Source organism: Catenuloplanes nepalensis (assembly GCF_030811575.1).
GTDB lineage: Bacteria > Actinomycetota > Actinomycetes > Mycobacteriales > Micromonosporaceae > Catenuloplanes > Catenuloplanes nepalensis.
Genome location: NZ_JAUSRA010000001.1, coordinates 4184143 through 4202003 on the forward strand (window position 1 = coordinate 4184143; position 17861 = coordinate 4202003).

Genomic DNA, 17861 nt, shown 5'->3' on the forward strand with positions numbered 1-17861 from the left:
GGGACAAGATCATGTCACTCGCGGACGTCAGCGGGTCCGGTCGCCGTCGGCAGGCCCGCCTCGATCCAGGCCTCCACGCCGCCCACGAGATCGGTGGCGCGGTGCAGGCCGATCGCGCGCAGGCTCGCCGCCGCCAGACTCGAACTGTAGCCCTGCCGGCACACCACCACGATCGGCACGTCGTAGCCGGTCGCCTCCGGGATCCGGTGCTCCGACGCCGGATCCAGCCGCCACTCCAGCACGGTCCGGTCGATGACGATCGCCCCCGGCAGATCCCCCTGCCGCGCCCGCTGCCGATCCGTCCGCGTGTCGATCAGCAGCGCGCCGTCCTCCACCGCCCGCCGCACCTCCCGCCCCTCCAGCCGCCGCACCCCGTCACGCGCCCGCGCCAGCACCCCGTCCACCCCACCAACGATCATCGTCATCCCTCGATCATGCCCCGGCCGGCGGTCTCAGGCACCCGCCGCCGCACCGGTGCGCCGGCGGGTGGCGGCGATGAGGACGTCGATCAGTTTGATCAGGTCCAGCGTGCCGGGCAGGTCGTCGGCGCGGCGGACCACGCTGAGCACGGGCTCGGGGGCGTCGATGGTCACCCGGGCCCTGCGCAGGACGAAGTAGAGGCAGAGCATGGCAGCGCGGGCGTTGCCGTCCGGGAACGGATGCACGAAGGCGGTGTCCAGATACACGCGAGCGGCCCGGGAGGCGAGCGGGACGCCCGGATCGGTCGCCTCGGCCAGGCAGCTGGCGAACCGGCTCCGGTGCCGCACAGTGAACGGCGGATCGGGGACTTGGGCGATCCGCCACGTTCGATGACGCTGACTTGCCGTCAGGACCTTACTAGCCTTCAGACATGGAGGACACCGTGCCCGCGCCGCGTACGGCCACCTCTTCGAGTCGTTCGAGGAGCTGTTTCGCTCCGGCGACTGCCTGGAAGTCCACAAGATGCCTATTCCGGTCGGATTCTGAAGCGTAGAAAGACCGTAGAGTCACGAGAGTTCGCACCCCTGCGTCCACCTCCTCGATCGTTACCACCGAACGAGAAGGGGCCAAGCCATACTCCTGCGATCCCTGATGGACGTATGTAATCCGCTCACCTGCTTCAACGTTGTCGAACAGGTACAGATTTTCGAACGTGGATCCGTCAGGGCCCTGCATCATGACGTCGAATCGACCACCGTCGCGGACATCAAGTTCGCGCACCGCGCTGGTGAACCCGTCGGGTCCCCACCAGCGGGCGATCGCAGCCGGGTCGATCCAAGCCGCCCAGATCTGCTCAGATGACGCGGCCATCACTCTCGTGACGTCAAGATCGGGCGCAATCGAATCGTCGGTCACCCGGAAATCGTACGGTGCCGCCGCGTCCAGCCACTGACGACCGGGGACCGGCCGGAGCCGGTCCCCGTCGTGTGCGGTCAGCTCAGCGTGAACGTGCCGGGCCGGTCGCCCGCGACCAGCGTGCCCCGCTCGTGCCGCAGATACACGGCCGGGTCGGCGGCGAGCTGGAAGGTGATGCCGCCGCCGGGGCGCCGCGTGCGGCGGAAGACGGACGGGTCGCCGGTCGTCACCGTGACCGTGCCGGCGGTGACGCGGACGTGCCGGTCGGGGTGGCTGACCGACTGGATCATCTCGGCGCCGCCGGTGCCGGGCAGGGAGCGGAACTGGGTGTGCTCCAGGTCCCGCGGCGCGACCGGCACCGTGACCGCGCCGGTCGCGGGGTCGTGCCGGATGAACGCGCCGCGCGCGTCGGACGGGGAGATGCGCACGATCGGGCCGCCGGAGCCGACCGGGATGCCGAACATCGGCGTGCCGTCCGCGTGCCAGTAGAGTTTCTGCACGCGGGTGTGGCGGTTCGGGTCGTAGAGTGGATCGCCGACGATGTCCCGGTAGTCGCGGGCGTGGTAGACGAGCACGTCGGTGACGCCGTCCTCGGCCACGGTGAACGAGTTGTGCCCCGGCCCGTACCGCCGCGTCTGTTCGTTGGTCGTGAAGACCGGCTGCGGGGTCTTCGTCCAGGACGCGCGCTGCATCAGATCAGCGGACGCGGACGCGGTGAGCAGGCCCATCGCGTAGCGGGCGTCGGTGGCGCTGGCGGAGAACGTGACGAAGACCCGGCCGTTGCGGATCAGCACGGCCGGCCCTTCGTTGACGCGGAAGCCCTGGATCTCCCAGTCCCGGGTGGGGGTGGCGATCCGGGTGGGTTTGCCGCCGAGCGTCCACGGGTTGGCCATCGGCGCGATGTAGAGGCTGGAGTTGACCGCGATCTCCGGCTCGGACTGCGCCCACACCAGGTATCGGCGGCCCCGGTGCGCGAACGTGGTGGCGTCCAGCGTGAAGCCGTCCCATTCGGTGGCGAGCCGCCCGCGCAGCGTCCAGCCGGCCGGATCGGCCGGGTCGGCGAGCGGGGACTCCAAGACATAGGTGCGGATCCGGAAGACGTCGTCGGAGTCGCCGGCCGCGAAGTAGATGTACCACCGGCCGTCGATGCGGTGCAGTTCGGGCGCCCAGATGTGGCCGCCCATCGGGCCGGTCGCGGGCCGGCGCCAGACCACGGACTCGGTCGCGGTGGCCAGCCCCGCGATCGTGGTCGCGCCGCGCACGACCAGCCGGTCGTACTCCGGGACGGATCCGGTGAAGTAGTACTTCCCCGCGGTGCGAGGCGTGATGAACGGATCGGCCCGTTGCGAGATCAGGGGATCCAGCGTGGGTACGCCGTAGATCTCCGCGTCGGTGCGATCGTCCCGGGCGGTCGCGGGTCCGGCGGCGCTGAGGCCACCGAGCATCCCGGCCCCGGCCACGCCCAGCAACAGGTTGCGTCGGCTGGTCATCTGCGGCCCTCTCACTTGATCTTCAGACGCAGGAACGTCACGGAATTCGCGGGAAATGTCCGCGTGAAGTCGGACGAGATGCCGGTTACGGTGCTGACAACCGGCTGAATCGGCTCGGCCGAGCGCGTGTTCTGCTCCCCCGGATCGCCGGTGATCACGGTCATCCGCGCCCGGTCACGAACGCGAAGGCCGCCCAGATCGATCCGGGTGACCGCGGCGTCGTTCTGTGCGTTGACCACCTTGACCAGCAGGTCGTCGCCGTCGCGCGTGACGACCTGCGCGACCGGCGCGGTCACCTGGTCGTCCGTGAAGCTGGCCCACTCCACGCCGTCCAGCAGCAGCTTCACGGACGTGCCGCGGACCTGGATGGTGAGGTCGTAGGTGCGGCCGGTCTCGACCGTGCTCGGCTTGACCAGGATCTGCTCCTTCGCGCCGCCGACGCCCTTCTCCACGCCGCCCTGCGTGTTGTTCCAGCCGCCCAGGTTCCACCAGTAGAACGCACCGGTGTCCTTGAGCCCGAACCCGATCAGGAAGCCCTCCGCGCCGGAGATCTTCGTGGCCTTGACCGAGTAGTCGTACTCGGTCGCGCCGATCTCCCCGCCGCGCACCATGGTGTCCTGCGCCGCGGTGTCCGACTGGACGTAGGCACCGTCCACGACGGACCAGGCGCCGCGCCCGGTGAACGGCGACCAGGCGTCCGCACCGGTGGAGAAGTCGTCCGCGAACAGCACCTCGCCGCCGGGCGTGGTGACCCGCACGTCGTCGTACCGGGCCGCGGTCGCCCAGGTGGACAGCCCGACCCCGCCGGTGATCGGCTGCGGTTCAAGACCGGGACCGGCCAGCGACGAGGGTACGGTCCGGTCCCCCACGTTGTTCATGAACAGCTTCTGCACCTGGTAGCTGGTCGAGCCCCACGACTCGTCGTTGTCGAACCAGATCAGGTCCGGCCGCCACTGCACGTGGTCGATGTTGGCCAGCAGCGGCGCGTAGGAGGCCATCTTCACCACGTCCGCGTTACGTTCCAGGCCGGTCATGTAGGCGGCCTCGGCCAGCGAGTTGAACAGCTTGTTGTCCAGCGACGCGTACTCACCGAGGAACACGTCCGGCCCGTTGCGGTCGTAGCCGTCGTAGCGGTCGTTGTGGGACAGGAACCAGGCCGGGCTGTTGTAGTAGTGCTCGTCGATCATCTCGGTGCCGGCGGCCCTGTTGAGCTCCCACAGCCGGTCGAACGTGGCCCCGGTGTCGTCCGGCCCGCTGTTGCCGACCACGACGATGCCCGGGTGCGCGGCCTCGATCGCGGCCCGGAACTTCGTGAACCGTTCGAAATAGGCGTCCGGCAGGTTCTCCTCGTTGCCGACCGCGACGTGCGTCAGGCCGAACGGTTTCGGATGCCCCATGGAGGCGCGCAGCTTCCCCCACGTCGACGTGACCGGCCCGTTGGCGAACTCGATCAGGTCGAGCGTGTCCTGGACGTGCCGTTGCAGCAGCGCCTCGTCGTCCGTGGCCCGGTTCTGCCCGCAGCCGGTGACCAGCGCGGGCACCACCGGCAGCGGCATCGCACCGATGTCCTCGGAGAACTGGAAGTACTCGTAGTAGCCCAGCCCGTACGACTGGTTGTAGCCCCAGAAGTTCTTGTTCGTCGCCCGCTCCTCGACCGGCCCGACCGTGTCCTTCCACTGGTACGACCGGGCCCGCTCATAGTTGGAGGCCGCGTCGTACCCGTAGTGGCTGCCGGTGTTGACCAGGCACCCGCCGGGGAAGCGCACGAAGCCCGGGTCGAGCGCCGCCACCTTCTCCGCGAGGTCCCTGCGCAGCCCGTTCGGCCGGTTCTTGAACGTTTCACGCGGGAACAGCGAGACCTCGTCCAGCCGGAGAGCGCCCCCGGCCTGCACCGTGAGGCGCCCCACGTCCGTGGTCCGGTTCGCCGTGAATACGCCCCTGTACTTCGCCCAGCCGTCACCGCGCGTGGTGATCGTCAGTGGCGCCGCGAGCGCCTGACCGGCCGCGTCGTGCAGCGTGACGGTCAGCGGCGCGGCACCGGCCGCCCAGATCGAGAAGTCGTAGGCCGCGCCCCTCGTCAGCGCGATACCGCTGTTGAAGCCGGCGTTCGTCAGCGACTGCCCGCCGGCGAGCCGCAGGTAGGTGCGGTTGCGCTCGTTGAGGCGGCCGTCGTCGTTCGCGGTGGTGCCGGTGGTCGTCCAGGCGGTCAGGCCGGTGAACGACGCGTTGTCGACCGGCAGGAACTCGAACGACCGGTTCCGGACCAGCTCGGCGTAGAGCCCGCCGTCCGCCGCGTAGTTGATGTCCTCGAAGAACACGCCGTACATCGAGTCGGGGATCTCCACGCCGGTGGCGGCGGGGTCGAGCGTGATCGTGTACTCCGGCGCGGCCACGGAGGTGCCGGGCACGGACAGCAGCGCGGTGCCGATGAGCAGGGCCGCTCCGGCCCTGGTGAGGATGCGTCGTCGGGACATTGCATGGACTCCCGGGGGTCATGTGAGCGCTAACACAGCGCCCACAGTGTTAACGACACATCTCCATTCGTCAACGTCTGGGCGATCGCCCGAAACGGCGGTCGACACCCTATATAGAGTACGAGACATGCCGCCGTTCCGAGCCACCCTGCAGACCCGGCTCGTCCTTCAGACACTGCTCGCCGACCCCGCCGCCGAGCTGTACGGGTTGCAGATCGTCGACGCCACCGGCCTGCCGCCCGGCACGATCTATCCGATCCTCGCCCGCCTCGAAGGCGCCGACTGGGTCACCAGCCGCTGGGAGGAGGGCGAGCACGCCGAGGGCCGGCCACGCCGCCGCTACTACCGGCTGACCCCGGGCAGCATCGAGTCCGCCCGGGCGCTGATGGCCGAGTCCGAGCGCCGCCGCGCGGCACACCGCCGTCCCGCCGTCCCGTTCCCGCACCCGCCGCTCGGAGGTCTCACCCGATGATCGACGCCCTGATCCGGGCCGGTGCCCGGCTGCTGCCGCCCGGCCACCGCGACCGCTGGCGCGAGGAGACGCTCGGCCTGCTCGCCGACGTGCACGGCGTCCGCCGCTGGTGGTACGCGGCGGACATCCTGGTGAAGCTGCCGGCACTGCGCCGTTCGCTGTCCGCCCGCCCCGGGCGGCGTTCCGTCCCGATCCTGGCCGGGCTGGCCATGCTCGGCACCACCGCGCTGATCGTCGGCGCCCCGCTGCTGGCCACGGTGATCGGCGAGGACAACGCGGAGGCGCTGTTCCTGCTGGCACCGCTCGGCCTCGCACCCGCCGTGGTGATGCGTGCTACCGCCGGCCCGCGCCGCCCGCTGCGGACCGCGCTGACCATCGTGGGCTGCGGCTTCGGCGCGGTGTTCGCGGCGATCCTGATCGCGCTCGCCAGCGCCGCCGGTGCCGCCGGGCTGCTCTTCGGCACGCTGATCGCCGCCGCCGTGCTGTGCGCACTGGCACCGGCGGGCTGGCTGATCGGCACGACCGTCGCCGACCTGCGCACCCGCCGCACACCGGCCACGCTGAGCGCCGCCGGGCTGCTCGCCGGCATCGGCCTCACGCTCGTGCTGTTCTGCTTCGGCGTGGGCCTGAGCCGGGGCGGGCTGCCGCCGTCGATGCAGGGCCTGGCGATCCTGGGCCTCGCCGTGCTGGTCCCGGCCTATCTGGTGTGGAGCGTCTGGACCGGCCTCCGGCTGCTGGTCGCGCCGGGACGCGGCACCTCGTGAGAACCCGTGCGTCTCGGCCCCCCGATCGCGGCCGGCGCCCCGGTGAGCGGCGGCCGTCACCACGGGAGCGGCTGGCCCTCCCAGGTGGTGAAGGTGCCGGCCGGGCCGGACGGGCCGAGCCGCGCGACGCGCACCACCTCGCGGACCGAGTCCTCGACCGAGTCCGTGCCCTCGAAGTTCACCAGCGCCGTCTTGGCGAACCCCGGCGACACGAGATTGACCTTGATGTCGGTCTCCTCCAACTCGATCATCATGGCCATCGTCATCGCGTTGAGCCCGGTCTTCGACGCGGCGTAGACCGGCTCGTAGGTCGCGTGGAACGACATGGCCGGATCCGCGACCAGCGTCAGCGAGGCGACCGCGCTCGACACGTTGACGATCCGCGCGTCCGGCGAGCGGCGGAGCAGCGGTAGCATCGCCTGGTAGACCGCGAGCGGGCCGAACACGTTCACCTCCCAGACCGCGCGCACCTCGTCCAGCGAGGCCCGGCTCGGCTTCGCGCTGGCGATCATGCCGGCCAGGTCGCGCTCGCCTGCGCGGGTGGTGGAGATCGCCGCGTTGTTGATCAGCACGTCGAGCCGGCCGGCCTCGGCGCGGATCCGCTCGGCCGCCGCGGCGATCGACGTGGCATCGGTCACGTCGAGCTGGAGCGCGGTGGCATCGCCCCCGATCTCGGCGGCCGCCGCTTCGCCGCGGACCAGGTCACGGGACCCGACGAACACGGTGAGGCCGTCGGCGGCCAGTTCCCGCGCGATCTGCTTCCCCATGCCCTGGTTGGCTCCGGTGACGAGCGCGATGCGATTCGTGGACACGATGAACAGCCCTCCCTGAACGAGCGCGCACATCGCGCTCACCGACCACTCTGCGGAACCCCCGGTGGGCGGAGAAGACCCGGCCGAGCCTGGTACCGGGTGGGTCATGATGGTGGTCATGTCGACGAGGAACCGTGCCGAGTTCGGGAACTATCTGCGTCAGCGGCGAACCCTGCTGCCGCCGGACCGGCCCTCGACGCGGCGGCGGGTCCCCGGGCTGCGCCGGCAGGAGGTGGCCGAGGCCGCCGGCATCTCCGTGGAGTACCTCACCCGGCTTGAACAGGGCCGGGTGCCGCATCCGTCGCGCGAGGTCCTCGCCGCGCTCGGCCGGGCCCTCGAACTGGCCACCGGCGAGCGGGACCACATGTTCCGGCTGGCCGGCGAGGCGCCGCCCGGGCCACCCACACCGGACAGCGTGGTCCGGCCCGGGCTGCTCCGCGCGCTGCGCGGGCTCGACGACGCCCTCCCCGTCACCGTGCACGACGGGCGCCTGGAGATGCTGGCGCGCAACGCCGCCGCCACCGACCTCTACGGGCCGATCGACGGCGAGGGGCGCTACCGGCACAACATCGTCCACCAGGGCTTCACCGCCGGGACCCGGCACGTGCTCGGCGACGCGGGCGCCCACGAGTACACCCGGTGGGCGACGGCCGAGCTGCGCGCGGCACTCGGCCGGTACCCGGACGACGAGCACCTCCGGTCCCTGCTCGCGGAACTCACCGCGACCAGCGCCGACTTCCGGAGCCACTGGGCGCGGGGCGAGGCCGCGTCAGCCCGGTCCGGCGTCAAACAGGTGCGCCACCCGGCCCGGGGCTGGCTGGCCTTCCAGACCGAACTCCTCCACGACCCCGAGCGGGACCACTGGATCGTCTTCTACGCGCCGGCCGCGTGAGCAGCGTTCCGGCGCCGGCCATCGCCTCGCTGCGCGGCAGCGGGCTGTCCTGGACGATCCTGCGCCCGTCCGTCTTCGCCTCGAACGCGCTGTGGTGGGCGCCCGCGATCCGGGCCGGTGAGCCGGTGCCGGACCCGGTGGACGGCGCGAGGCAGGGCGTCGTCGACCCGCGCGACGTCGCCGCGGTCGCGGTCGAGGCGCTGACCGGCACCGGCCACGACGCGGCGGTGCACACGCTCACCGGCCCGGCCGCGATCAGCGTGGGCGAGCAGGCGCTGATCCTCGGCGACGTACTCGGCCGGGACGTGGCCGTGACCACCGCGCCGCTACCGGCGGCCGCCTGGGCGGCCGGGATCGCCTGGTCCCGCGACGGCCACAACGCGGTGGTCACCGACGACGTGCGCCGCGTGCTCGGCCGCGCCCCGGCGAGCTTCCGCACCTGGGCGCAGGACCACCGCGACGCGTTCCGGGCAGGCGGCGGATCACCTGCCACCGCTTTCTGAGCGGGGAAATGCCGCCCGCCGGCCGATCTGGATCATGGCCTACCGTGGGCGGCATGGCACCTACACCGCTGCAGCAGATTCCCGCCGCCATCGACCGCTTCGGCGCGCTCGTGCACGCGGTGCCAGCCGATCGGTGGGACGCGCCGACGCCGTGCACCGAGTGGTCCGTCCGCGACCTCGTCAACCACATGGTGGGCGAGCACCTGTGGGCGCCGCACATCCTGGCCGGCGAGACCATGGAGCAGGTCGGCGACCGCTACGCCGGCGACGTGGTCGGCGACGACCCGGCCGGCGCCTGGGACCGGGCCGCGAAGCTCTCCCGGGCCGCCTGGCTCGGCACGGACCTGGCCGGGTCGGCCCGGTTCTCGTTCGGCGAGGCGCCGCTGACCGTCTACGCGGACCAGATGCTGGTCGACCTGACCGTGCACGGCTGGGACCTGGCCCGCGGCGCCGGCCTGGACGAGTCCCTCGACCCGGACGGCGTCGCGCACAGCCTGGCCTACGCGCGCGCCAACGTCGACCGCTTCTCCGGCATGGGCATCGTCGCTCCCCCGGTCCCCACCACCAGCACCGACCCGGCCGTGCAGCTGCTGTCCCTGATGGGCCGCACGGTCTAGCCACCGGTCAGGTGAACCTCCGGCGGAGGACGGGGAGGACCGACTCCCCGAACGGCACCATGTCGGCGTGGTAGTCCGCGAAGACCAGCATCAGGCCGTCCAGCTCCGCGGCGGTCACGATGTGCTCGATGTGCTCGACGACCGTCTCCGGGCGACCGGTCACATAGGCCGTCTGGAACGCCTCCTCCCCGGTGGCGCCCTCGGCCCAGGCACGGGCCGCGTCCGGTGGGATGCCCCAGGACGCGCGCATGCCGGCCAGGGCCACCTTGTCGAGGCCCTGGCCGTAGCGGGCCGCCTTGGCTGACGCGGCCGCGTCCGTCTCGTCCAGGACGACCGTGAGCAACGAGTAGGTCCTGACCGTGCGCCCGAGGTCTGCGGCCCGGTCGTGGACCGATCGGGAGTAGTCGCGCATCTGGTCGAGGTTGTCGGCGCTGAGGAAGGCGCCGTCGGCGTACCGCGCCTGGAACTCGCGGCCCTTCTCCGACCGGCCGGCGCTGATCAGGGTCGGCCGGACCGCGGGATGCGGGCGTGACTCGCACTCCTGGAGGGTGAAGAAGTCCCCGGCCATCGTCACCGTGTCCTCGGTCCACAGCCGGATGACCGCGACCAGCCACTCCTCCGTCATCCGATAGCGCTCGTCGTGCGACAGGGCCGGATCCCAGAGACCCATCTGGGCGAACTCGGCGGCGTAGGAGCCGTTGACGATGTTCATCCCGGCCCGGCCACCCGAGACGTCCTGCAGGGTGGTGAACATCTTGGCCGCGAGCGCGGGATGGAAGACGTTCGCGTGCACGGTGGCCCAGACCTTGACCGTGCTGGTCGCCTCGGCCAGCGCCGACATCATCGTCATCGACTCCAGCGTGCGTCCCCAGTGGTCGGTGCTGCCGCCGAAGCCCTTCCATTTCGCCATCGACATGATGAAGTCGAGCCCGATCGCCTCGGCGTCGAGCGCCACCCGGCGGTTGTAGGCGTAGGTCGCCTCGGGATGCGGCGCCGACCGGGAGATCATCCAGCCGCCGTTGCCGATCGGGAGGAAGACGCCGAACTCCTTGCCCGCGGGGCTCACGGCGCGGGCCAGGTCAGCACGTCCCCGTCGCCGGCGACGGCGGTTCCGGCACTGCCATTCCTCATCGACGCCCCCGAATCACAGTGGTTGCCGGGAAGTAAATTACCGTCGCCCTCGGCCGTTGTCTCCATTCGCGACGGGGAAACTGTTGCCCGGCGACCACGTCATAGTCCATTCTCGATGGACCGGCAGTCACCCGAGGAGCCGCCAGGTGGTCAGTGATCTCGCGGAGAGCTACGACCCGCTCGGTGCGCATGCCGAGGATCCATACCCGTTCTACGCCGAGGCGCGCAGCCGGGAGCCGGTGTTCTACTCGCCGCGGATCGACGCTTGGGTGGTGACCCGGTTCGCCGACGTCGAGGCGGTGCTCAAGGACTGGGCGGGCTTCTCCTCGGCCGACAGCCTGCGGCCCATCCGGCCGCTGTACCCGGCGACGGTGACCGTGCTGGCCGAGGGTTTCCCGCAGCGGCCGGACCATGTCACGTCCGACGGCGAGGCGCACCGACGGCTGCGATCGCCGTACACGAGGCATCTGACCGCACCGGGCCGGGTCAAGGGCCTGGAGCCGAGCGTGCGGACGTTGGCCGAGACCCTCGTGGACGGCTTCGCCGGTGCCGGGGGCGGCGATGTGATCCCGCGGTTCGCGAAGCCGCTGCCGCTGCGGACGGCGGCCGCGATGTTCGGGTTCGCACCGGAGGACGTGCCGACCGTGCGGGACGGCAGTGAGTCGTCGTTCCGGCTGGGCAGCGTCGATCTGACCGAAGCCGACGAGGTGGCCGCCGCCCGGGCCGTGGTCGCGTTCGAGCGACTCGTCGCACGGTACGCGCACCGGCGCCGCACCGCACCGAACGGCGACCTGATCAGTGACGTCACGGCCGCGCTGGCGGACGGCGACGGGCCGCTGACACCGGATCAGGAGGCGGAGCTGGTCACCACGGTCACCAGCACGTTCGGCGCGGCGCACATCACCACCGCGGACCTGATCGGCAGTGCCCTGAACCTGCTGGCCGCCCATCCGGATCAGTGGCGGTCACTGTGCCGCCGGCCGGAGCTGATCGCCGGGGCGGTCGAGGAGGTGCTGCGGTTCGAGGCGCCGATCCCCACCATGTTCCGCCGGGCCACCCGCGCCGCCGTGATCGGCGGCGTGGAGATACCGCAGGGGGCGGACGTCCTGGTGGTGTTCGCGTCCGCGAACCGGGACGAGGAGCGCTACCCGGACGCCGGGCGCTTCGACGTGACCCGCAAGCCGGCCCGGCACTTCGCGTTCGGCGCCGGGGTGCACACCTGCGTGGGCGCGGCACCGGCCCGGGCCCAGGCGCGCGTGGCGCTGCAGGTGCTCACCGAGCGGCTGCCGGGGCTGAGCCCGGCGTCGGGCAGCGCGGCGCCGATCCGCCGCTCCATCAACGTCCGCGGGCCGCTCAGCCTCGAGTTGAGCTGGTGAACTCATGGACATCAGTGATCGGCCGACCGGATCGATGGTGATGAGCTTGACTGGCTCCGTACGGAAAGCATTGGCAGTGATCACCGCCGGCGCCGCGGTCGCGGCGCTCGCCGCGTGCGTCAGCAACGACGAGACCGCGTCCCCGGCGCCGTCCGCGGCGCCCGGCGGCAGCACTGGCACCGTGCTGCCCGGCGAACCGGACGTCAACGGCGACGGCAGGGTGGTCATCGGGGTGCTCAGCCCCGGCGACATCAACGACAACGGCTACTACGAGAGTTTCGTGGTCAAGGCCGAGGCGTTCGCCCAGGCCCAGGGCTGGACGGTCATCAAACGCGGCAGCGTGCCGGTCTCCGAGGCGCTCACCGCCGCCCGGGCCCTGTGCCGGCAGAGTGCCGACATGGTGGCGATCGGCGCCAGCGAGCTGAAGGACGCGATCCCGGCATCCGAGGAGGCCGTCTGCGCGAAGACCGCCTGGTACGTGCCTTCCTCGGCCAACGTCCCGCAGACCCCGAAGATCATGCTGTCCAGCGACGACCCGAAACAGTCGATGCTGGTCGCCGGATACGCCGCCGGTCTGCTCATGCAGTCGCGGAACACCACCAAGGCGGGCTTCGTCACCGGTCCGGAGGCCGACTTCACGAAGATCGCCTCGACCGCGTTCCTGGCCGGCATTCGCGAGCTCATCCCGGGCGCCACGCTGGTCACCACGTACACCGGTGACTTCGACGACTCCGGCAAGGCCCGGGAGGCGACGCAGGCGCAGCTCAGTCAGGGGGTCGGAACGATCTACCCGTACCTGGGGGGTGCGACCGACGTCGCGACCGCGCTGGCCAACTCCGCCCGGGCGATCACGCTGACGCCCGGGACCGACCGGTGCGCGTCCACCAGCCCCGCCTTCGACGTCTCGGTGCTGTTCGACCCCGGCGACTACTTCGCCGCGGCGCTGGAGCTGTACGCCGCCGGCAAGCTGGAGATGGGCATCACCAAGACGTGGCAGCTGGGCGTCGACCCGTATCCGACCGTCAAGCTCTGCAAAGGCACCCCCGAGCAGAACGCCAGACTGGCGGCCTTCATCGCCGACATCGGCCGCGGCCGGATCGACCCGGCGGCCGAGGTGCAGAAGCTTGGCTCCTGAACCGGCTCTGCGCCTGCGTGGAATCACCAAGCGGTACGGCGCCGTGGTGGCCTGCGACCGCGTCGACCTCACCGTCGAGCGCGGCGAGATCCACGGTCTGCTCGGCGAGAACGGCGCCGGCAAGTCGACGCTGATGCGCATCCTGCTCGGGCTCGAGACGCGCGACTCCGGCACGGTCGAGCGGGACGGCCGCGCCGTCACGGTCGCCGGGCCGCGGGCGGCGGCGGCCCTCGGCATCGGCATGGTGCACCAGCACCTCAGCCTGGTCGACCCGCTGACGGTGTGGGAGAACGTCGTGCTCGGCGACTCCGGGCCGGTCCGGCGGGCAGCGGCGCGGGCCGGAGTGCGTGCCGTGGCGGAACGCTACGGGCTCACGATCGATCCGGACGCCCGGGTCGGCACCCTGTCGGCAGGCGAGCGGCAGCGCGTGGAACTGCTCAAGTGCCTGCGACGCGATCCGGCCGTACTGATCATGGACGAGCCCACGTCCGTGCTGACCCGGGCCGAGTCGGCCGAGTTGTTCACCGTGCTGCGCCGAGTCGTCGCGGCCGAACATCGCGCCGTCGTCCTGATCAGCCACAAGCTCACCGAGATCACCACGGCGACCGACCGGGTGACCGTCATGCGCGCCGGTCGGGTCGTCCTGCGCCGGGCGACGGCCGCCACCACCCCGGCCGAACTGGCCCGGGAGATGGTGGGCCGCGAGGTGACGCTCGGCGCGGCGGTCGGTGTGCTTCCGGCCACCATGGCCCCGGTGGCATCGTCGGCGTCGGCCCCGGCGGCGTCGGCGGACGCGCTGCGGCTGGACGGGCTGACCGTGCGGCCCGGCCTGGACGGCCTGCGCCTCACCGTCCGCCCGGGGGAGATCGTCGGGCTGTACGGCGCCGAGGGCAGCGGCCAGAAAACGCTCGGCGACGTCCTCAGTGGACTCGTCGTCCCGGACGCCGGCACGGTGGAGGTGGCCGGTGTCCCCGTCGACCTCCGCCGGCCGGGCGCGCTGCTCGCCGCCGGCCTCGGCATCGTGCCCGAGGACCGGCACCGCACCGGCGTCGTGCTCGACCTGAGCGTGGCGGAGAACCTCGTCATGACGCGGCTCGGCGACGTCAGCGGCCGCGTGTTCGTCGACCGGCCGGCCCTGCGCCGGCGGGCGCGGGCGCTCGCGGACGAGTACGGCATCACCGCCGCCTCGCTGGACGCGCCGCTGCGCAGTCTCTCCGGCGGTAACCAGCAGCGGGTGGTGCTGGCACGCGAACTCTCCGGCCGGCCTCGGGTGCTGGTCGCCGCCCACCCCGCCCGCGGCCTCGACGTCGGCGCCGTCGAGGACCTGTACGCACGCCTGCGCCGCTGCGCGGACGACGGCATCGCCGTGCTGGTGATCTCCACGGAGCTGGCGGAGATCCTGACGCTCACCACCCGGCTCGCCGTGATCTTCCGCGGCCGGATCGTGGGCGAGCTGCCCACCGCGCAGGCCGGCTCGGCACGTCTCGGCCTGCTCATCGGGGGCGCGGCATGACCCGTACCGGCCCCTGGGTGTCCGCCGCGATCGTCGCCGCCGCAGTGCTCCTGTCCGGCCTGCTCATCGCCGTCACCGGTGGCTCCCCCGCCGCGGCGCTGCGGGCTCTGGTCCAGGGCAGCCTCGGCGACGCGACGGCCGTCAGCCAGACCCTGCTGTACGCCGCGCCGCTCCTGCTGGTCGCGGCCGGCACCTGTTGCAGCGCGCGGTCCGGCGCGTTCAACATCGGTCAGGAGGGTCAGGTGCTGGTCGGCGCGCTCGCCGGCGCCGCCGCCGGGCTGCGCCTGGCGGTGCCCGGACCCGTCCTGCCACTGGTCGTCCTGGCCGCCGCGGCGCTGGCCGCCGGGACGTGGGCCTGGCTCAGCGCGCTCATGCACCGGTTCCGCGGGGTGGACATCGCGGTGAGCACGCTGCTGATGACGTTCCTCGCCCAGCAGGCGGTCGCGTTCGCGGTCACCACGCCGTGGCTGTTGCAGGAGTCGCGGCTGGGCGCGGCCGCCGCGCTGCCGCAGTCGAACAAGCTGCCCCCGGGCGCGCTGCTCGGCTCGCTCGGCGACCACCCCGGGCTGCAGCTGAATCTCGGGCTCGGGGTGGCTCTCGTCGTCACGCTGCTGGTGGCGGTCGCGCTGGGCCGGACCCGATGGGGATTCCGGCTGACGATGGCAGGGCTCAATCCTGCGGCGGCGCGGCATGCCGGCATACCCGTCACGGCCGTCGGCGGCATCGCGCTGGCCGTCTCCGGGGCCCTCGCCGGCATGGCCGGCGCCGTGCTGCTGTCCAGCCCGCTCGGCACCAACCGGCTGCAGCCCGACATCTCGATCAACATTGGCTGGGACGGCCTGCTGGTCGCGCTCATCGCCCGCAACCGGCCGCTGCTCACGATCCCGGTCGCCGGGCTGTTCGCGGTGCTGCGCGCCGGTGGCAGCTTCCTGGCCGCGACCGGTGTGCCGCCGTACCTGGTCGACGTGGTGAAGGCGCTGCTGACGCTGGCGTTCGTCGCGCCCGCCGTGCTGCGCCGCCAGCCGGTGGTCGCATGAGTGGCCTGGCCGCGGATCTGGCGACCATCCTGTCCAGCGGGATCCGGCTGACTGCGCCGCTCGCGTTCGCCGCCTGCGGGGAGTACCTCGCCGAACGCGCCGGCACGCTGAACGTCTCCGTCGAGGCGATGATGCTCGGCGCGGCCTTCGGCTCGATCGCCGTCGCCGGTCTCACCGGCAGCGCCACGGCCGGCCTGCTCGCCGGCGTGCTGCTCGGCGCGCTCGTGGGCCTGGTGCACGGCGCGCTCTCGCATCGGTGGCACGTCAACACGTTCGTCGTCGGTCTCGTGCTCAACGCGCTCGTGCTCGGCCTGACCAGCTACCTGGTCACCGTCGGCGAGCTGGGCCGGCATCAGGTCGCACAGGTCAGCGTGCCGGTGCTGCGCGACCTGCCGGTGCTGGGCGCCCCCCTGTTCGTCGAACGCTGGCCGGTCTACCTGCTCCTCGCGCTGGTGCCGCTGACGTGGTGGCTGGTGGAGCGCAGCCGCTGGGGGCTGGAGCTGCGCGCTGCCGGCGAGAACCCGGAGGCGGCGGACATGACCGGCATCCGCGTCAACCTGCGGCGGCGGCAGGCGCTGCTGTGGTGTGGCGCCCTCGCCGGGCTCGGCGGTGCCTACCTCGCGGTGGGTGAGGTCGGTTCGTTCAACCAGAACATGACCGCGGGCCGTGGCTACCTGGTCATGGCCGCGGTCATCTTCGGCGGGTGGCGCCTCGGGCGTACGCTCGCCGGCTGCGCCGTGTTCGGCCTCGCCGACGCGCTGCGCCTGGCCCTGCCCGCACTCGGGTACACGGTCAACTCGCAGCTGCTCGTCTCGGCGCCGTACCTGCTCGCCCTGCTCGCGATGCTGCTGTTCACCACCCGGGAGCGCCGTCCGGGGGCGCTGGGGCAGCCGTTCCGGCGTACCTCCTGACGGATGCGGGCATCGGCCACGCCGGAGACGGGAAGTCGGGTCCCTGATCCGGTCGCGGCATCCGTCAGACGCCGCGACCGCACCGGTCAGGCCGCCGTGGCCAGGTCGTCCGGGAAGTCCAGGCCCAGCTCGCGCAGCACGTCAATGTTGAGCTGGTACGCGATCGCCGCCTCCGCCGCGAGGCGCCCCAGCTCCTCCGGCGGGTACGGCAGCGTGTCCAGCCGGGTGCGGTAGGCGTCCTTGTACGCGCGCGGGTCCGGGATCGCGTCGAAGACGTAGAACGACGTGCCCGCACCGTAGGACGAGCGCAGCGCCGGGCCGAGCATCAGCCCGCCGGAGAGGTCGCCGAGGTAGCGCACGTAGTGGTGGGCGATGAAGCCGGCAGGCCAGTCCGCGCACGCGGTCCGCAGCCGCTCCGTGTAACGCTCGGTCGCCGGCACCGCCGCGACCGCGGACGCCCAGCCGAGGCCGTGCAGCTCGCGCAGGTCGGCCTCGAGCGCGGGCAGCCGGTCCAGCGCCGGGTCGGCGAACGCGCCCGCGACCGGGTCCGCGCGCCTGCGCTCACCGACGCCCTCCAGCTCGCGGTAGATCAGATAGTGCTGGGCGACCAGCGCCGCGAAGCCGGCGACCGGGACCGCGCCGACCGCGAGCCGGGACAGGAAACCGGTGGACTCCGCGTCGCGGTGCGCGGTGGCGGTGGACTTGCGAAGGTCGAGTGCGAAACCGGTCATGTCAGATCCTCCGATGGGACGGTGACGGGCAGGACCAGCGGCCGGCCCGTGCGGGGATGCGGCATGACCTCGATGTCGTGCCGGTACACCTCGGTCAGCAACGTCTCGGTGAGCACGTCGGCGGGCGGGCCGTCCGCGCGGACCCGGCCGGCGGCCATCAGCACGATCCGGTCCGCGTGCGCGGCGGCCGGGCCGAGGTCGTGCAGCACCACCACGACCGCGTCGCCGCGCGCGGCCCGGCTCCTGGCGGTGCGCAGCACCAGCTCCTGGTGGCGGAGGTCGAGCAATCACGACGGCCAGCACCAGCGCCGCGGTCAGACCGGTCCTGATCCGCACAGATCCTCCAGCCTTGATCAGTGAGTTAGGCGAGGCCAACCTCGGCTGGACCCCCACCGCGACCGTCGTCGGCAGCGGCCTGCGGGCCGCGAACGGCGTCACGGCCGCGGTCACCCCCGGAGCGCCCGCCGCGCCGGGCAGCGGTCTCGGCAGCAGCCGGGCCCTGTGCAGCGCCGACGCGGGGAGCAGCCTCGGCAGCTCCACCTGCGGTGCCGCGCTGAGCCTCGGCGTGCCCGAGTCGAGCGCGGCCGGCTCCTACGCCGCGGTGCTCACGCTCACCCTGGCCTGAGTGCCCTGACGGTGCCGGCCCGGGTCAAGCGGGCCGGCACCCT

20 protein-coding genes are annotated in these 17861 nt (G+C 72.3%); 11 read left to right on the plus strand and 9 right to left on the minus strand.

Annotated features, from left to right (window positions below; all coding sequences use genetic code 11):
• Positions 1 to 14: 14 nt before the first annotated feature.
• The 5 genes from J2S43_RS17845 to J2S43_RS17865 all read right to left on the minus strand — a co-directional run bounded on the left by J2S43_RS17845 (position 15) and on the right by J2S43_RS17865 (position 5299).
• Positions 15 to 425: a rhodanese-like domain-containing protein gene (locus tag J2S43_RS17845; RefSeq protein WP_306830602.1), complete on the minus strand. Its 411-nt coding sequence runs from the start codon at positions 423 to 425 to the stop codon at positions 15 to 17.
• 27 nt (positions 426 to 452) lie between these two features.
• A complete protein-coding gene (locus tag J2S43_RS17850) occupies positions 453 to 941 on the minus strand; it encodes a Fic family protein (protein ID WP_306830604.1) in 489 nt (162 codons plus the stop codon).
• Positions 838 to 1335, minus strand: a complete 498-nt coding sequence (locus J2S43_RS17855; RefSeq protein ID WP_306830606.1) for an SRPBCC domain-containing protein — start codon at positions 1333 to 1335, stop codon at positions 838 to 840. The genes J2S43_RS17850 and J2S43_RS17855 overlap by 104 nt, the downstream gene beginning before the upstream one ends.
• 77 nt (positions 1336 to 1412) lie before the next feature.
• Positions 1413 to 2825, minus strand: coding sequence for a glycoside hydrolase family 43 protein (locus J2S43_RS17860; RefSeq protein ID WP_306830608.1), 1413 nt, complete (start codon positions 2823 to 2825; stop codon positions 1413 to 1415).
• 11 nt (positions 2826 to 2836) lie between these two features.
• A complete protein-coding gene (locus J2S43_RS17865) occupies positions 2837 to 5299 on the minus strand; it encodes an alpha-L-arabinofuranosidase family protein (RefSeq protein ID WP_306830610.1) in 2463 nt (820 codons plus the stop codon).
• A 127-nt stretch (positions 5300 to 5426) separates the two neighbouring features.
• Between J2S43_RS17865 and J2S43_RS17870 the strand changes: the two genes are divergently transcribed.
• On the plus strand, positions 5427 to 5771 hold the full coding sequence (locus J2S43_RS17870; RefSeq protein WP_306830612.1) for a PadR family transcriptional regulator: 345 nt from the start codon (positions 5427 to 5429) through the stop codon (positions 5769 to 5771).
• Positions 5768 to 6535, plus strand: a complete 768-nt coding sequence (locus tag J2S43_RS17875) for a hypothetical protein (RefSeq protein WP_306830614.1) — start codon at positions 5768 to 5770, stop codon at positions 6533 to 6535. Before J2S43_RS17870 ends, J2S43_RS17875 begins: the two co-directional genes overlap by 4 nt.
• 56 nt (positions 6536 to 6591) lie before the next feature.
• Here J2S43_RS17875 and J2S43_RS17880 read toward each other — a convergent pair whose 3' ends face one another.
• Positions 6592 to 7347 carry an SDR family NAD(P)-dependent oxidoreductase gene (locus J2S43_RS17880; RefSeq protein ID WP_306830616.1) on the minus strand — a complete coding sequence of 252 codons (756 nt, stop codon included), beginning with the start codon at positions 7345 to 7347 and terminating at the stop codon, positions 6592 to 6594.
• Positions 7348 to 7465: 118 nt separating this feature from the next.
• Between J2S43_RS17880 and J2S43_RS17885 the strand changes: the two genes are divergently transcribed.
• Genes J2S43_RS17885 through J2S43_RS17895 form a run of 3 tightly spaced genes read left to right on the plus strand, consistent with a single transcriptional unit; the run spans position 7466 to position 9359 of the window.
• The gene (locus J2S43_RS17885; RefSeq protein WP_306830618.1) at positions 7466 to 8239 is read left to right on the plus strand and encodes a helix-turn-helix domain-containing protein; all 774 of its coding nucleotides are present in this window, start codon (positions 7466 to 7468) and stop codon (positions 8237 to 8239) included.
• A complete protein-coding gene (locus J2S43_RS17890) occupies positions 8236 to 8742 on the plus strand; it encodes a Rossmann-fold NAD(P)-binding domain-containing protein (RefSeq protein WP_306830621.1) in 507 nt (168 codons plus the stop codon). Before J2S43_RS17885 ends, J2S43_RS17890 begins: the two co-directional genes overlap by 4 nt.
• Before the next feature lie 53 nt (positions 8743 to 8795).
• A complete protein-coding gene (locus tag J2S43_RS17895) occupies positions 8796 to 9359 on the plus strand; it encodes a TIGR03086 family metal-binding protein (RefSeq protein ID WP_306830623.1) in 564 nt (187 codons plus the stop codon).
• Positions 9360 to 9366: 7 nt separating this feature from the next.
• Here J2S43_RS17895 and J2S43_RS17900 read toward each other — a convergent pair whose 3' ends face one another.
• Positions 9367 to 10425, minus strand: a complete 1059-nt coding sequence (locus J2S43_RS17900) for an LLM class flavin-dependent oxidoreductase (protein ID WP_306830625.1) — start codon at positions 10423 to 10425, stop codon at positions 9367 to 9369.
• Between the two features lie 211 nt (positions 10426 to 10636).
• On the opposite strand from J2S43_RS17900, the gene J2S43_RS17905 reads away from it, so the two are divergent.
• The 5 genes from J2S43_RS17905 to J2S43_RS17925 all read left to right on the plus strand — a co-directional run bounded on the left by J2S43_RS17905 (position 10637) and on the right by J2S43_RS17925 (position 16462).
• Positions 10637 to 11866 carry a cytochrome P450 gene (locus J2S43_RS17905; protein WP_306830627.1) on the plus strand — a complete coding sequence of 410 codons (1230 nt, stop codon included), beginning with the start codon at positions 10637 to 10639 and terminating at the stop codon, positions 11864 to 11866.
• Between the two features lie 76 nt (positions 11867 to 11942).
• The gene (locus J2S43_RS17910) at positions 11943 to 13001 is read left to right on the plus strand and encodes a BMP family ABC transporter substrate-binding protein (protein WP_306830629.1); all 1059 of its coding nucleotides are present in this window, start codon (positions 11943 to 11945) and stop codon (positions 12999 to 13001) included.
• The gene (locus J2S43_RS17915; protein ID WP_306830631.1) at positions 12991 to 14514 is read left to right on the plus strand and encodes an ABC transporter ATP-binding protein; all 1524 of its coding nucleotides are present in this window, start codon (positions 12991 to 12993) and stop codon (positions 14512 to 14514) included. Before J2S43_RS17910 ends, J2S43_RS17915 begins: the two co-directional genes overlap by 11 nt.
• Positions 14511 to 15551: an ABC transporter permease gene (locus tag J2S43_RS17920; RefSeq protein ID WP_306830633.1), complete on the plus strand. Its 1041-nt coding sequence runs from the start codon at positions 14511 to 14513 to the stop codon at positions 15549 to 15551. The genes J2S43_RS17915 and J2S43_RS17920 overlap by 4 nt, the downstream gene beginning before the upstream one ends.
• Complete coding sequence (locus J2S43_RS17925) at positions 15548 to 16462, plus strand: ABC transporter permease (RefSeq protein ID WP_306830636.1); 915 nt, start codon at positions 15548 to 15550, stop codon at positions 16460 to 16462. Before J2S43_RS17920 ends, J2S43_RS17925 begins: the two co-directional genes overlap by 4 nt.
• Positions 16463 to 16548: 86 nt before the next feature.
• Here J2S43_RS17925 and J2S43_RS17930 read toward each other — a convergent pair whose 3' ends face one another.
• Positions 16549 to 17193, minus strand: a complete 645-nt coding sequence (locus J2S43_RS17930; RefSeq protein WP_306830637.1) for a biliverdin-producing heme oxygenase — start codon at positions 17191 to 17193, stop codon at positions 16549 to 16551.
• A complete protein-coding gene (locus tag J2S43_RS17935; protein ID WP_306830639.1) occupies positions 17190 to 17480 on the minus strand; it encodes an ATP-binding cassette domain-containing protein in 291 nt (96 codons plus the stop codon). Before J2S43_RS17935 ends, J2S43_RS17930 begins: the two co-directional genes overlap by 4 nt.
• A 62-nt stretch (positions 17481 to 17542) precedes the next feature.
• Between J2S43_RS17935 and J2S43_RS17940 the strand changes: the two genes are divergently transcribed.
• Positions 17543 to 17818 carry a hypothetical protein gene (locus J2S43_RS17940; protein ID WP_306830641.1) on the plus strand — a complete coding sequence of 92 codons (276 nt, stop codon included), beginning with the start codon at positions 17543 to 17545 and terminating at the stop codon, positions 17816 to 17818.
• Positions 17819 to 17861 lie beyond the last annotated feature (43 nt).